Origin of the sequence: Clostridium sp. 10cd* (genome assembly GCF_044336395.1) — a bacterium.
Classification (GTDB): Bacteria; Bacillota_I; Bacilli_A; order Erysipelotrichales; family Erysipelotrichaceae; genus Clostridium_AQ; species Clostridium_AQ innocuum.
Genome location: NZ_CP172347.1, coordinates 3240482 through 3256713 on the forward strand (window position 1 = coordinate 3240482; position 16232 = coordinate 3256713).

Consider the following 16232-nt stretch of genomic DNA (forward strand, 5'->3'; position numbering starts at 1 on the left):
TGTATTTTGGGTACACTGAAAACAACTTTTTGAGTGAATCTGGTTTTAGGCCCTTTTTTCGTTAGAAATCCCCCATCCCATTGTGGAAAACTAATTCAGTTTGCTTACATTTCTCTGCTTTTCTCTTTTTTTATCCCTTATTTTATAATTATGGTACTTTCTTATGTTATATCCAATACACACTAAGCTTAGTTCTACCTTGACTCCGCTTTCTCCTCGTCGATGCAAGCGGACATATTCAAAATCTTGTTTGATGTCCGCAAACGCTCCCTCTGCCTGTGCACTACGATTTCTCATCAATCTCTTTCCTTCTTCACTCTTTAGACATTCATCTATCTCTTTATGCATCTTTTCTAAGGCAGGGACTATCCGTGCACTTCTTCCGTTCTTTGATGTCGTGCATTTGCTCCTGTGTGGACATTCACCGCAGTTTTTATTTCTGTAATACATCGTCGTTTTTGGATATTGTCCTTTGATATTGAGTCCTATTCGCTCTATCTCAAATACATGTCCGGCTGGACATACTGGAGTACCATCCTCTTGTCGTTCCATGTGCCGCAGTTGATAGCGATTCTTATCATTTACTTTCTCTTTCTTCTTTTCATATCCACTGTATTTCAATAGTCCTTTAATCCCTTTACTTTTGCAGTAACAGTAATTATCATAGCTCCCATATCCTGCATCCGTTACTTCTATATCAGGGTATTTTCCATATAATTCTTTATATCCTTCTGTAAATGGTTGTAACGTTTTTATATCATTTGGATCACTACTTAGATATTGATAGGCGATGTACCCATTATTTACTCCTATTTGTACGTTATATCCCGGTTTGAATACATTTGTATGATTGTAATAATCATATTTCATATGCATGAATGTGGCATCTGGATCTGTCTTGGAAAAACTGTTCCTGTCTTCCAATATATCTTCCTGGATTGCATACTCCCACATCTTTACTGCACTTTTCTTCAATTCATCGCACAATTTTGCGATTTCGTGTTTTCCTCTGCCTTTTCGGATATATTCTTTTTCCTTCAGCCAATTTTCAAGCGCTTCATCTATTTTGATCATATACTCAATATTTGGATATTTCAAAATTGAATAATTGATATTGATTTCATGTTTTTTAAAGTATCGATTCACTTGTTTTAACAGTTCCATACATTTCTGCCAGTGTCTGGGAAGGTATCGTTTACTCCAACCTTTCCAACAGAACGTCATCTTATTGGCATTTGCCTCAAATTTTGTACCATCAATATAAAGAATCTGTTCTTCCAATGCTTTTTCATCTTGTACATACAGATAGATTTCTTTCGCAATCGTTTGAATGGATTCTTTCAATGTATGATTGATGAATCGTTCAAAGCTCTTATAACTTGGAACACAACCGTTCGTGATACTACGGTAACGAATATCATAGCGACAAAGTTTTTCCAGTTTTCGTAAAGAAGCATAGCCGTCTTCAGCAAAGGCCATGAGGATGATGGTCAACATCATGACAGGGTCATAAGAGCGAGAATCAAGATTATGGAAATCTATAAATTTATTTAGATTAATCCTCCCTAAGACTTCCAAGATCGTGACGCTCAAATCATCATCAAGAACATCATTTTGAAAAGAATAATCAAAATTTAGTAGCATATATGGTTGATATGCGGTATAATTTCCTTGGTTAATTTGAGTACTTGTCATACATAAATTATACCAAAAAATACACCTTCTTCTCTATAGAATTGGGTGTATTTTTTATGTCTGGGCTGTGACTTATCTGTCACAGCCCCTTTTTAATATCCGTGTATTTCAAACACGGTGTATTCCCTGTCAAAATGATAGCCAAGCTTTTCCGCAAGATGTACAGAAGCCATATTGTGGGCATCCCAGCTCGGATACCAGCCGCGCTTCAGACATTCCAGCATCAGCTTTGCGCAGGCTGCCTCTGCCAGCCCCTGTCTTCTGTATTCCTTTTTTGTATCTACCTGGATTTCAATTCCCCCACGATAAGAGCTGTAGGAGGAGGCACCGGAAACCGGAAGCTTATCCTTCAGAACGACAACACCGAGCCCTGTTGTGCGGTATGTCTCATAATCTTTATACAAAGAAGTCCATTCCCTGCACCAGTCCTGCCGGCGTGACCAGTTAAAGATCGCCTCATCAATTAGGTTCAGCTCATATTCTGCGCCAAGAGTATCCACGATTTGCTGAAGGCGTTGCTCGGAAAAAATGCCTGCTTCCTTTTTTATGGCATATCGCGTAACCTTTTTTGCGCGTTCCCCATACTGCGCCTGAATGGCAGCTCTTAAAGAGGAGGTGTCTGCACTCATAAGGATAAAGGGAATTGTATATGTGTCCGGCTTATATGCAATCAGCTCAGCATTGACCTCTCCTGCGAAAAAGCAGAAGACCCCCAATACCGCCATTGCGGATTTCGGATTTTCAGGATCATCTGCATATATCTCTCCCATAACATTTTGCAGGCAGGAAAGTATCATCGTATCCTGCGCCTGTGCAAAAAGAGCTCCTGCCCGTTCCGGGTGCGTTAACTTATAAATCATAACAGCTTTCCTCCTCATCAATGCAGTACAGCGCTTCCTTGCTGGATAGCTGCCGCATGATTTCATCCACAAGGAAACAGCAGACAGTGCTACGCTTTGCATCCATGATGGGACTTTCCAGCAGGCCGTTTTCCAGACATGCATGAATATGCGCTGCTTCATATTTCATTTCATAAACGCAAGGGTGCTTTTTTCTTTGCTCGACACCATGCAGCATGATAAAGTATTCCCGTGCCTTCCAGTAATTCGGAATGCGGATATCGCCCTTATCGAAATAAAACAGAGCCTGCTGCGGAGTCTCTTCCTTCATGGAAATTCTGCTGTTGACAAGAACATCATCAAACAGAAAATTCATGCTCACCCTGTCAATGGCTCCCTGCGCTTCCTGTGTTCCCATAGCAGAAGCATGAATCGTATGGGGCTGCAGCAGATAGTGCAGATATTCAATTGTATAACTGGCACTGCCATATACCACGCCTCCCTGCAGCGCATCATGCATCCATGCGGCAGCCGGATTGGAAAAGCTTGCACTCATCACAACCTGTCGCAGCTTTCCCAGTGTCTGCCTCTGCAGGATATCACGAATATCCTGTGTGACGGGGAGAAACAGACTTTTCTGCGCTTCCATCAAAAACAGCTGCTTCTGCTTTGCGAAGGCGAACAGCTCCCTTGCTTCCTCACAGGACAAGGCAATCGGCTTTTCGCATACAACATGCTTGCCGTGGTGAAGGGCTGCTTTTATTTCTTTTCCATGATTTGCATTGTTTACTGCAATGTAAACGATATCCACATCCGGATCCGTGTATACCTGTTCATATGCTCCATACGCCTTGCGCACTCCATACTCCTCTGCCTTTTCCTGTGCCTTTGCCAGAGAACGGGAAGCAATGGCTTCAATTGTATCTCCGGCTTCCACAACGGCATGAAGGAAACGGTCAGTTATTGCCGCAACCGCTATAATTCCATAATGCAGCACCATATGATCGACCTCTTTTCACAATGATCTGAATAGACCATCCTACGTGTTTCCGTATGTCCATCTTATCCTTTTCCTTCCCCTCTGTCAATACTGCAGCCACCGGAAAGGAAGCTGCTGGAAAAGAGGCTGCATCTGGGACGCTTATGTAAAAAAGAAGACGGTGATGGATTTATTTTAAATAGCTGTTCGATTCATGACGCAAGGCCTGAGTTTTTTTACATAAAATATAATATTTATAGAAAGCCTTTTCATTTTTTGTTATTTTATTCAAAATTAAGGTATTTTTGGCCTTTTTTGAATTGCATTTTTTAGAAAACACGCTATACTAATAGTGTAATCCTCTGATTACATAACCTCACATGTTCTGTATACCGACAAAATCGTGAGGAAAAGGGCTGGACATGAACAGCTCTTTTTTATAGCCTGCACATATTCCCTTTTCCTGCCAAATGCACACGTATGAATTATGCCAATGCAGATCCATACCTGAAGTATATGCAAAGCAGTGACGGATACTCTGATGATTCTCTGTTCGGTCATCGTTATCAAGTATAAATGAAGACCTGTGTGCTTCTGACCTTCAGGGCTCAGCCGGCAAATGGTATCAGAAAGGCAATAAAAAAACATGAAAGCCTTATGTAATATGGGCAATCATGCATATGGACATCGGCTTGACGATTTACAAGCTGTGAAGGTGTTTAAATCTATTGATCATTACACCGGATATCATTTTAAATAATAAAAAAAGCCTTTACGTAAGGCTTTATTTTTACACTGGTGCGGGCGACAGGACTTGAACCTGCACGCGCGAAGCACTAGATCCTAAGTCTAGCGTGTCTGCCAATTTCACCACGCCCGCAAATGCTTTAATATTATAACACATCCTGTGATAATTGCAATCCTTTCTCTAAAATTTATAAAAAAGCTGAAGTGAAAAGTTAAATTCCACTTTCAAAGTAGCTAAGTAGAAAAGACTCTTACACAACAATCTAGTTGAATTTACACTTACAATTGCATTTAGTCTTTCATATATCCTTTTTTATATCTATGATGAAGGTAACCGCTGGTTATTATCATACACATTACAAAGGGTGATGAATATGGCAACGAACAAAAACAAACATCTGACTCAGGACGATCGCAATGTCATCGCGATCGGCATCGTTAATGGTTCTTCTAAAAAAGCTATTGCTGATAATCTAGGCAAAGATAAATCTACGATAGGTAAGGAAATCCGTGCTCACCGTTATCTCTCTCATAAATCTACACTTTCTCTAGAATGTGAGAACTATGCTCACTGTAAGTTTAAGAGAAAGAATTGTACTGTCAACTGCCCTGATTATTCTAAGTTCCGCTGTAAACGCAGAGATCGTACTCCGGGAGCTTGTAATGGCTGTGAGAAACTGAAAAGCTGCCGCTTTGATAAATACCTCTATAAACCTACGATCGCCTATGAGGAATACCGTAGCGAACTCGTTGAGTCTCGAACCGGAATCAATCTGACCTCATCAGAAGCTGTAGAGCTAGGCAATACCATCAAGCCTCTTATATTAAAAGGTCATTCACCTTATCAGATCATAGCTGCACATCCCGAACTTGGAATCAGTGAGAAGACACTCTACAACTATATTGAACAAGGTGTATTCGAATGTGTTGGCATTGCTAATATTGACCTTCGTATAAAAGTCAAAAGAAAAATGACCGCTAAGAAGAAGACGATCTATAAAAAACGACAAGACCGTAAATTCCTTGTTGGACGGCTTTACACAGATTACCAATCCTATGTTGAGTCTGAGGAAATCACTCACATTTTACAAATGGATACAGTCTACAATGACATTTCCAATGGACCGTTTATCCAGACTTTCAAATTCATCAAATATGGGCTCCTGTTTGCTGTATATCACGACACGAAGACTGCTGCAGATATGGTTGACGGACTAGCTGTTCTTGATTCCATCCTTGGAAAAAGCCTGTTTGAACAGGAAGCTCATATAACACTCACCGATCGCGGAGGTGAATTTACTGATGCTGAGCATATGGAAAAAAGAGACGATGGTACCAGAAGGACACGAGTCTTCTATTGCGACCCTATGCAGTCCGGGCAGAAAGGAAGCCTGGAAAATATGCATCGTGAATTACGTTATATATTGCCTAACGAAGTAGACTTACGCAGTATCGGCCTGACCGATCAGACTTCCTTGAATGTAGCCATCTCACATATCAATTCCAGTGCCAAGGAACATTTGAATGGAAAATCCCCATTTGAGCTATGTGAGTTCATGTGTCCGGAATTAGCGCAGAAACTTTATGAATTTGGTCTACAGAAAATAGATAAGGACGAAGTGATACTTCGTCCAAGCGTATTGACTCATAAGTAACAAACAGATGATATAAAGAATGATAAGAGCAGCGGCAAAGAACAGTTATTTATAGTGTAACTATAAAATAGAAGTGGAATTTAGTTATACATAGGCATAATGGAGCCTATTTTCAGTGCGCTTATTTATTTTATCTATCATTCGCACAATGACCACTTTCTTCACATTTTTACTTACTTCTACCTATTTGAAACCCTTTCTAACGCTATATTTATGCTCTGTATAGACTTTTGTAGAAGAAAGTTCCACATTTTTTATTCGCCTTTTGAAAGTGGAATTTAACTTTTCACTTCAGCAATTTATAAAAAAAATAATAACTGTCAGCCTATTCCTTCTTCCTTTTTCCCCCTTCCCCATTACCTTGTCCGTTTAGGAACAACTTTTTTCATAAATGTCAGCTTTTCCTTATGTAGAAAGTATTATAAAGATATTATGTGGTATAATGGAATGGATATAAATCATAACAAGGGAGGATTTCTTCATGAAAAAAATAAGACTCGCAGCCGCATGTATACTCCTGTTATCTGCAATGGTACTGCAGGGCTGTTCCGGCAATGATCATGGACTGGACCCTGATAAGCCCATCACGCTGACACTCTGGCATTACTACAGCGGTTCACAGAAGCAGGCATTTGATGAGCTTGTGGATGAATTCAATGAAACACAGGGGAAAAAACAGGGAATCAGTGTGGATGCTGTCGCAAAGGGGAGTATTTCCAACATCTCCGCTGATTTAAAAAGCTCTCTGGAGAAAAAGGTGAATGCACCGGAGCTGCCCAATATCTTTGCGGCCTACGGGGATACAGCAGAGGATATGGAAAAGGCGGAAAAGCTTGTTTCCATCAATGACTATATGTCGGATGAGGAAATGGCGGAATATGTCGATGACTATATGAAGGACGGCAGTCTGCATGACCATGCGTATGTCAATATCTTCCCAATCGCCAAGGCAACGGAGGTCATGGTTATCAATAAGAACATATGGGATGAATTTGCGAAAAAGGAAAATGTGAAGCTTTCCGATCTGGATACCTGGGAGGGTCTGGCTCGCGTCAGTGAGAAATACTATACATACAGTGGAGGAAAAGCCTTTTTTGCGAGGGACGCCCTCATGAATTATCTCAATGCCGGGAGTGAGCAGCTGGGTACACCACTGTTTTCCATAACCGGACACACCGGCTCCTTCACCGTCAGCAGGGAAACGATGCGCAAGCTCTGGGACCAGTATTACGTTCCGTTCGTAAAGGGCTACTATGCCAAAAACGGTCGGTTTGCCAGTGATGACATGAAAACCGAGGATGTCGTAGCCTGTGTTTCCTCCTCTGCAGGAGCAACCTTCTTCCCGAAGGAAATCGTCAGAGATGACGGTACAGGCTATGCTGTGGAATATATCGTACGCGGTGTTCCCAACTTTGAAGGGAAAAAGAGCTATGCCATCACACAGGGGGCAGGTATGGCTGTCAGCAAAAGCGATGAAGCGCATGAATATGCATCCGTTCAGTTCCTGAAATGGTTCACGGAAAAGGAAAGAAACACATTGTTCTCCGCAGGCTCCTCTTATTTGCCGGTGAAAAAGGAAGCAAACTCCTTTGCATCCTGGAATACCATTACGGAAGCAGAAAAGGTTACCGCAAATCAGCTGGTAAGAGATATCGTCAAAACCTCTATGGAAACGGTCTCAACAAGTACCCTGACCTCACAGAAATCATTTAACGGAAGCTATGAAATCCGTAATTATCTGGAAACGGCGCTGAATGAAAAATGTGCTGCGGATGCGCGTCAGATTCAGCAGGCAGTGAAGAACAAAGACAGCCGTGAAAAAGCATGGAAGCCGTATCTCAGCGATGAAAATTTCAATACATGGTTTGAACAGATTACAAAGGATATTAACGAGAAGATGAAGGACAGTGATGCATAATGCAGAAGAATTCCCTGTTTCGCAGGCTGCTGATTACGCTCACGCTGACCGGGGCCGCAATCTGTCTAATCTTCATGGGAACGGTTTTCGCCGGTGGTACCATCAGCAATCTGAAGGATATCTCTTATCACCTCTTTCATCAGCGTGTGATATTCAGGGTATCGGACCTGCAGGAAATCATGGCAACCGATCTGTATCAGCAGGATACCTACAAGGAACTGCTACAGGAATGTGAAAAGGTTTATCATAATGCTGCCGCCTATCAGAACAGCAGGGAGCTGCCGGCATCCGTCCTGAAGCAGATGGATGCCTTCTCCAAGCTGAAATACATCACAGGCTCCTATGTTATATTTGATAAGGATGTCTTTCATACCGATAGCTACCCTGCCTATTATCTGACAGATGGTACCCCCGGTGACACATATAATGATAAAAGCGATATCATTGCACGCTTTGGCAATGCAAGTGCTCTCAAAAAAGCAGGCTACTCTCTGCATTCCGAGTGGAAAACCTTCATGAAGCTATCAGAAAAGGATGAAAACGACGGCTTTTACTTCCGTCCCTATCAGGCGGCGGTAAACAATCCAAGGGAAGAAATTAAAAGCTACGGCTATTGGGGTACGAGCATACGTATGCAGGATAATGAAACCGAGTTCATCACCTATTCCTTTCCTCTAATCAGCTCGGATCATAAGGTTTACGGAGTGGCCGGTGTGGAAATATCCCTTGATTTTCTAAAAAAATATCTTCCCTATGAAGAATTAAACGATGATTCCAGCAATGCCTATCTGCTGGCATGCAAAAATAAGAATACCGACACCAATGAAGTGGTATACAGCAATGGTCCCAACTATCGCAGTCTGTTTCCTATCGGAAAGAAATTCGAGCTGGAGGATGCCGCCGGTGAACGCGGCTCCACCCTGACGGTAAACGATCGATTACTTGTCATGCAGCAGGAACAGCTGCACCTTTATGAAAGCAATACGCCCTTTGTCGAGCAGGAATGGTATCTGATCGGTACGCTGGAATACGATGCACTGTACAGCAGCGCAATTCGTCTTCAGAAAACCATTCTCTGGACAATGCTGGGCTCGATACTGCTCGCCTTCATCATTGCTCTTTTCACAAGCATGAAATTCTCACATCCGATTGCACAGCTTGCCAAGGTATTGAAGAATTTCGATCCGAATGATGAAATGCATCTGCCGAGAGTGAAAGTACTGGAGGTTGATGAGCTTGCTTCCTCCATTGAGGAATTAAGCAGAAATCTGTCCACAGCGGAATCCAGACTCTCCCAGGTCATCCATGCGCTGGATATGCCAATCGGCGCCATTGAGGTCTATGATTCCGGACTCGTTTACTGCACGGAGGAAATTCCGCATCTGCTCTGCTTTCATAACAGAAAACGAACCTCCTATACACATAAGGAATTTGTACAGGAAATCGAGGTTTTCAAAAAGCGTATAGAAATCTTTGAAGAAAAAGAGGAATGGCAGGACGGCAGACAGGTCCACACCTATGTGATCTCGCATCAGCTGGATGAGCATGAAACATGGCTGCGCTTCATCCTTTCCCAACATGAGGGAACCCATGTCATTGTCGTTATGGATGTCAGTGATGAAATCCGCGAAAAACGCAAACTGACCTATGAGCGCGATCACGATGTACTCACGCAGCTCTTTAACAGAAGGGCCTTCCGCAGCCGCGTGGAAGCGATTCTGAGCGGGGATGCCTGCGGAATCTGCGCCATGATTTTATGGGATCTTGACAACCTGAAGGTAATCAATGACACCTATGGACACGACGCCGGTGATCAGCTCATCTGTGCCACCGCCCGCTATCTGCAAAAGCTCTCCTCCTCCCGCTGTATCGTATCGCGCATGGCAGGGGATGAATTCCTTGTCTTCTTCCATCACTATCAAAAGGAAAGTGAAATTCGTACGATTGTTGAGGGTATGCATCGACAGATCAACGCACACAAAATCACCTTTACAGGGAAAGAAGAAATCCGGATTCGCCTGTCTGCGGGGATTGCCTGGTATCCAAAGGATGCGCAGGACTTTGATACGCTCAGTAAATATGCCGACTTTGCCATGTATTCCATCAAGAGTACACAGAAGGGCGGTATTGAGGAATTCCAGCCAAGCACCTATCATAAGGACAAGCTGCTGCTCAGCGGCCGCAATGAGCTGAATGAAATACTGGACCATAATCTGGTCAGCTATGCATATCAGCCGATCGTCCACCTGAAATCAAAAGAAATCTACGCCTTTGAAGCACTGATGCGTCCACGCAGTACGATTATCACATCTCCGGTGGATATCCTGCGCGTTGCCAGATCGCAGAGTCAGCTTTACCGTGTGGAATTCATGACCTGGACGCAGTCAATCGCTCAGTTTGCGGACTTCCACACTGCCTTTCCCAAGACCCGTCTGTTCATCAACTCCATCCCCAGCATCCCGATGCTGGATGATCTGACACAGAGTCTCGAACAGCAGTATAAAGAGTATCTGCCGCTGCTGGTCATCGAGATGATTGAAACAGATGAAATCGAACAGCATTATCTGGAAACCAAGCAGCAGTTTGCAAAGCGCTGGGACGCACATATCGCGATTGATGATTTCGGAAGCGGCTATAGCAACGATTCCACCCTCTTAAACGTCGCAGCGAACTATATTAAGATTGATATGATGTTTGTACGTGATATTCATAAGGATGAAAACAGGCAGCGACTGGTTGAAAACATGATTACCTTTGCCCATCGCCAGCATATCCGTGTAATCGCTGAAGGTGTGGAAACCAAAGAAGAGCTGCAGCAGCTGATTCGCATGGATGTGGATTTTGTACAGGGCTATTATCTTGGAAAGCCGGCACTTCAGATAAGCAATATCTGCGAAGCAGACATACGCAGAAAGCTCAGTAATCTTTAGCATCGCTATTGCACGGCAGCTAAAAGTATGCTGTGAGGTAAAAAAGGTTGCTTCAGCTCCTACCCGTATCTATTGCAAAAGCTGTTTCTATATCACAAAAGGCGCAGCATCCCTGCGGATCTTCCCCGATATAAATAATGAAAAAAGGAGAATTCAATCCTATTGTATTTCATCAATAGAAATTGAATTCTTCTTTTTATGAACACTGAAAGATGAAACTCCCTGTGACGCTGTACCTTTTTCTGTATACCATTATAGGCAGCGGCTGCATTACGCTTAGAAGTAGCGCAGAACACAGCTGCTTCTGCAAGTTACATGAGATGCGGCAGCTGCTTGCGCAGACACTCCTTCAGCTGCATCAGCTGCTCCTGCAATCGCTCATAGGAGGTATGGACAAAGCCTGCCAAACATACCTGACGGATTCCCTTCCCTTCGATATACAGCTGCTTTTTCAGCGCAATCATCGAGATAAAGGATTCGCTGAATCGCTCATCATACAGCACCACCAGCATGCAGTCGCGAAGCAGAAGCCGATGCATGGGAAACATGGCAGTGAATTCCTCATACGTACCTGTTTTGCAGTTTTCCTGATAGCATTGAAACAGATACGAAACAAGAGCATCCTCATCAGCGGCATGATGCGCACACATGCTGCAGGATATCGGCTGCAGTGCTGATCGCTGCTGCCGCAGCTGCTTCAGATAAAGCTGGAGCTTTTGAATATCGCTGTCCTGTATCATACTGCTGATCTCCACAATGGGAACCTGTTTATGCAGATAATCGAATGTTATGAAGAAATCAACCTCTGCAGCAGCCGCATCAATTTCATCCTCCGTCAGAATGCGCACAATATCAATATTCGGCAGCGCTTCACTGATCCGCATACGGCCATAATATGCCAGCTCCAAGGAGCAGTTGACAATCATTCCCGCACGAAAACGCACCTGCATATCCAGCTGATGAAAATATGGCAGTAAAAGCATGGATAAGCGTGTATATTCGCTCTCGTACAGCTGCAGCCCGCGCAGTTTTTCATCCTTGTGAAACAGGCGCATAACACTGAGGAACTCCGCCATGGAATCAAATTTCACCTGTGTATCATTATAATGGAGCACCCGCATGGCATGATGCTTTCGTATCATCGCTGTCTGCAGCAGAATGGAGAAGAGAATCGGAAGCTCCTCATCCGGCTCCCCGTGATATTCCTGCTTCAGCAATGCAAAGAAACGCGCACTCAGCTGCCTGGTTTCCTCATTCACTACAAATTCATGCAGCATGCTTCTATTCCATTGCCGTGCCCCGCTTTCTATCAGCTGTTCCAGAAACCGCATTTCCTCACCGTTAACATCCACATGGAAATAATCCTGAAGCATGGTATGGACCCGTCTGTTTCCCATATAGGGCGTTTGCTCCTGCAGGCTATAGCCCATCTGAATCCGTTTCATCATAACGCCGAGATAAATACTGAAATGATGCAGCGCATTCACCGTAAAGCGATACCGATAGGCATCCTCGTACAGCCGCAGAATATCGCGAAACAGAGACTGATGCTCCTGCAGAAAAACCGGTTCAATACTCATAATCATCGCCTTATCCGCTCGCTGATAAAAATAGTACAGCACAAACAGACGAAGCTGCCGCTCATCCCCGTCAATATGCAAATGTGTCCCCTTCGTGATTTTCAGATGAAACATCCGCAGCATACTTTCCCAGCACAGCAAATCTTCCTTCAGCTGAAGACGGTTTGTATACAATTCATCGGCAAGCGTATCCATCGTGTACGGCTCCTGTCGAAACAGCAGTAAGATCATACCGTGATAAAACCTGTCCAAATCCGGCTTGATTTCCAGAACCCTGGATTCCAGCAGATAGCGGACATATTCCTCCTCCCGCTCCATCAGATGCATCCGTACACCGCTTCCCCGCTTAGTCTGAATCCGTGATGTTACCTCATTCATATGCAGATAGGCATTGATTGCCTTAATATCATTGCGTATCGTTTTCTCACTGAAGCCGAATTCGCCGCATAATTCCTGAATTGGCTGATAATGCTTCTGTGACAGCAGATACAGAAGCAGTTTTCGCTGTCGCTGGTTCATACATCTCCCGCTTTCCTCTTTGTAAAAATTTTACCACAGTTACGGTAATTTTGCTACTTAACAACGCCTGCAACAGGCCTATAATGGACTATGGTATAGAAAGTAAGTATTTGAGGAGGCAATAGCTATGGAAACTGTACTAAAACAAAAGAAACAGATGATATATCTTCCACTGATCGTTCTCATGTTTACACAGATCGGAACCTCAGGGGATAATGCGGTTCTCAGTGTCGCGACAAACGCACTGATATCCGCACTGCATGCAAGTATGAATGACATTCAGCTTGCCAATATGGTGTATTCGCTCTGTGCCGGGGCGTTTATGGTTGCCGGCGGAATGCTGGGAATCATCATCGGCTGGAAAAAGAACTTCCGCATCGGCGTGATTCTTGCCATCATCGGAGAGCTCATGCTGGCCATCTCCACCAATGTTGTTATGTTTACCTGGGGCGGCCGTTTGCTGGTCGGTCTGGGCGCAAGCTTTATGATTCCTTCCGTTCTCGGACTGATCCCGGGAATCTACAGTGGTAAGGAACGCGTCTTCGCGTTTGGTGCCATCGGTGCAGCCACCGGGATTGCGGCAGCCGCAGGTCCCATCGTAGCCGGCTTTCTGCTGGATGCATTTGGTTTTCGGGTTGCCTTTGGTGCACTCGCCGTTTACTTTTTCCTGATTCTCATCGGTTCAACGGCAATCCCCGAGGTTGAGCGTTCAACAAAGAAGCTGAAAATGGATGTGCGCGGAACAATTGTTGCGGCAATCGGTCTGTTCCTGTTTTTGATTGGTATTTCCAAGATTTCCGTATGGGGACTTATAACACCGCTGCAGGCACCGTTTACGCTTTTTGGAATTTCCCCGTCCCTGCCGCTTGCGCTGCTTGGTGTCATCATTCTCGCTCTACTGGTCGTTATGGAAAAAAGCATTGAACAGAAGAACGGATGTGCCCTGCTTCCTTCCTCCTTTCTGAAATCCGCGCAGGTTCGTGCTGGACTGTTCGCCAGCGCCATTGTATTCCTGTATCTGGGAGGTACCGTTATGCTGGTAAATCCCTATCTGCAGGTTGTCGGCGGGTTCAATGCCGTTCAGACAGGGGTTGCGATGATCTGTGTCGGTGCTCCCATGTTTGCGGCATCCATGGGGGTCCCGAAATATGCAGCGCAGGTACATCCGAAAACGATTCTTCGCATCGGCTATATCCTGCTTGCCGTTTCCGTGATCCCTATGGCATTCTCTTTGCAGGAGCACGGAGTATCCATCGGCATGTATATCGGTTTGATCATTGCCGGTATCGGTCAGGGAATGCTGAGTGCACAGGCAAGCAATGTCGTGGCACTGGCTGTCAATGAGCGTGATGCCCAGCAATCCGGCGGCATACAGGCTACCGCAAGAAATGTCGGACAGGCAATCGGTGTTGCGGTGCTTGGTATGGTTATGATTTTCACGATCAATGCCAATCTGGGAAGCAGTATGGAAAAGGATGCATTGCTCTCCGCCTCCCTTGTACAGCAGGAGGAAGCAAAAAATGTCAGCTTTATGTCGGATGAGGCCTTTATCTCTTCCCTGTCGGATCTCACCATGAAGCCGCAGGAGCAGCAGGAGCTTGTCCGTTTGAATGCACAGGCCCGCATGCATTCCACACAGTATGCACTGTATGTACTGGGAATTCTTTCCCTTGTATGTATTTTCAGTACCGGCGGCATTACGGTTACAAAAAAAGAACAGGCATAAATTCATGCATCAATGATAAGGAGATGAGGAAAGATGCAGAAATTATATACAAATGGTACCATCCTTACGATGAAGGAAAACGAATTATACAGTGAGGCACTGCTGATCAGGGACGGAAGTATTCAGGCAGTCGGCACAAGGAAGGATCTGGAGCCTCTATGCGAGGCAGATTGTGAGCGAATCGATTTGCAGGGAGCATGCCTGATGCCCTCCTTTATCGATGCGCACTCCCACATGCTGCAGTTTGCGAACACCCTGAAATTTGTTCCGCTGAAAAGCTGCACCTGTGTTGCGGATATTCAGGAGGAAATCAAACGCTACATTGAAGAGAAACAGCTAGCGGATGGTGAATGGGTGATGGGCTTTGGCTATGACCATAATGCACTTGCTGAGCACCGGCATCCAAACTGCCATGAGCTGGATGCCGCAAGCCGTACGCATCCTATCATTCTTGCACACTCCTCCTTCCACATGGGAGTCTTAAATACCATGGCTCTGCAGGCTTATGGTCTGGATGACAGCGTGAAGAATCCGGAGGGTGGAAGCTATGGCCGTGATGAGCAGGGACACCTGAACGGGTATATGGAAGAGGTTACCTTCATGCGCGGTCCCGGAGAACGTGTCATGAGTCTGGAAAACATTGATGCGTATGCCGTCGAGGCACAGAAAATCTATGCCAGCTTCGGTATTACCACAGCACAGGAGGGCTTTGCGCACAGGAGCGAGGTGGATATTTACGAACGCCTTGGCCGCAGCGATCAGATGCTGCTGGATATGGTTGCATACGTGGATATCGTGGAGGACAGCGAGGTTGTTCAGCAAAGAGAGGACCTTAAGGAGTACAGGAACCACTTTCGCATCGGCGGCTACAAGCTGTTTCTGGACGGCTCCCCACAGGGGAAGACGGCATGGATGAGCAAGCCGTATGAAAACAGCGGTGATTATTGCGGCTATCCGATCTATACGGATGAGCAGGTGGACGGCTACGTACAGCAGGCTCTTGATGAACACCGCCAGCTGCTGGTGCACTGCAACGGAGATGCCGCAAGCCAGCAGATGCTGAACGGCTATCATCACAGCAGACAGAAAACCACAGATACCCGTCCGGTCATGGTACATTCCCAAACCCTGCGTCCGGATCAGCTGCCGCAGCTGAAAGAAACCGGCGTGATGCCAAGCTATTTTGTTGCCCATGTATATCACTGGGGTGATGTACACCTTGTCAATTTCGGAAAACAACGGGCAGAAAATATCTCCTGTACCGCCAGTGCCCTGAAAAATCACATTCCCTTTACCTTCCATCAGGATACCCCGGTTATTCTGCCGGATATGCTGGAAAGTGTATGGGCTGCAGTCAATCGTGTCACGAAGAATGGTGTCGTACTGGGTGAACAGCAGCGCATCAGTGTTCTGGAAGCACTGAAGGCTGTGACCATTAACGCCGCCTATCAGTATTTCGAGGAGGACCGCAAGGGTACACTGGAGGCCGGAAAGCTGGCAGATCTGGTTATTCTGAATGAGGATCCATTAAAGGCTGAGCCGATGAAGCTCCGTGACATTCAGGTCATGGAAACCATCAAGGAAGGCCGTACTATTTATAAAAAAGCAGCATAGCCATAAGCAATATGGGCAATGAAACAGGGA

9 protein-coding genes and 1 tRNA gene are annotated in these 16232 nt (G+C 45.0%); 5 read left to right on the plus strand and 5 right to left on the minus strand.

Going from position 1 to position 16232, the window contains the following annotated elements; translation table 11 throughout:
• Positions 1–90 precede the first annotated feature (90 nt).
• The 4 genes from ACG3M1_RS16160 to ACG3M1_RS16175 form a co-directional block, all read right to left on the minus strand.
• Complete coding sequence (locus ACG3M1_RS16160; RefSeq protein ID WP_008817373.1) at positions 91–1695, minus strand: IS1182 family transposase; 1605 nt, start codon at positions 1693–1695, stop codon at positions 91–93.
• 92 nt (positions 1696–1787) lie between these two features.
• Positions 1788–2555: a GNAT family N-acetyltransferase gene (locus tag ACG3M1_RS16165; RefSeq protein WP_008817834.1), complete on the minus strand. Its 768-nt coding sequence runs from the start codon at positions 2553–2555 to the stop codon at positions 1788–1790.
• Positions 2545–3534 carry a Gfo/Idh/MocA family protein gene (locus ACG3M1_RS16170; protein ID WP_008817835.1) on the minus strand — a complete coding sequence of 330 codons (990 nt, stop codon included), beginning with the start codon at positions 3532–3534 and terminating at the stop codon, positions 2545–2547. The genes ACG3M1_RS16165 and ACG3M1_RS16170 overlap by 11 nt, the downstream gene beginning before the upstream one ends.
• 775 nt (positions 3535–4309) lie before the next feature.
• Positions 4310–4393, minus strand: a tRNA-Leu gene (locus ACG3M1_RS16175).
• A gap of 241 nt (positions 4394–4634) precedes the next feature.
• Here ACG3M1_RS16175 and ACG3M1_RS16180 point away from each other — a divergent pair.
• From ACG3M1_RS16180 to ACG3M1_RS16190, 3 genes are all read left to right on the plus strand, one after another.
• The gene (locus ACG3M1_RS16180) at positions 4635–5915 is read left to right on the plus strand and encodes a helix-turn-helix domain-containing protein (protein ID WP_100933673.1); all 1281 of its coding nucleotides are present in this window, start codon (positions 4635–4637) and stop codon (positions 5913–5915) included.
• A 481-nt stretch (positions 5916–6396) separates the two neighbouring features.
• Entirely contained in the window at positions 6397–7833 is a 1437-nt protein-coding gene (locus ACG3M1_RS16185) for an extracellular solute-binding protein (protein WP_008817837.1), read from the plus strand.
• Complete coding sequence (locus ACG3M1_RS16190; RefSeq protein WP_009270815.1) at positions 7833–10763, plus strand: bifunctional diguanylate cyclase/phosphodiesterase; 2931 nt, start codon at positions 7833–7835, stop codon at positions 10761–10763. Before ACG3M1_RS16185 ends, ACG3M1_RS16190 begins: the two co-directional genes overlap by 1 nt.
• A gap of 311 nt (positions 10764–11074) precedes the next feature.
• Here ACG3M1_RS16190 and ACG3M1_RS16195 read toward each other — a convergent pair whose 3' ends face one another.
• Entirely contained in the window at positions 11075–12862 is a 1788-nt protein-coding gene (locus ACG3M1_RS16195; protein ID WP_142419714.1) for a BglG family transcription antiterminator, read from the minus strand.
• A gap of 127 nt (positions 12863–12989) precedes the next feature.
• Here ACG3M1_RS16195 and ACG3M1_RS16200 point away from each other — a divergent pair, with 127 nt between their 5' ends.
• Together ACG3M1_RS16200 and ACG3M1_RS16205 are read left to right on the plus strand one after the other, a co-directional pair.
• Positions 12990–14588, plus strand: a complete 1599-nt coding sequence (locus ACG3M1_RS16200; RefSeq protein WP_008817840.1) for an MFS transporter — start codon at positions 12990–12992, stop codon at positions 14586–14588.
• Between the two features lie 33 nt (positions 14589–14621).
• Positions 14622–16202, plus strand: coding sequence for an amidohydrolase (locus ACG3M1_RS16205; protein ID WP_142419715.1), 1581 nt, complete (start codon positions 14622–14624; stop codon positions 16200–16202).
• Positions 16203–16232: the final 30 nt, after the last annotated feature.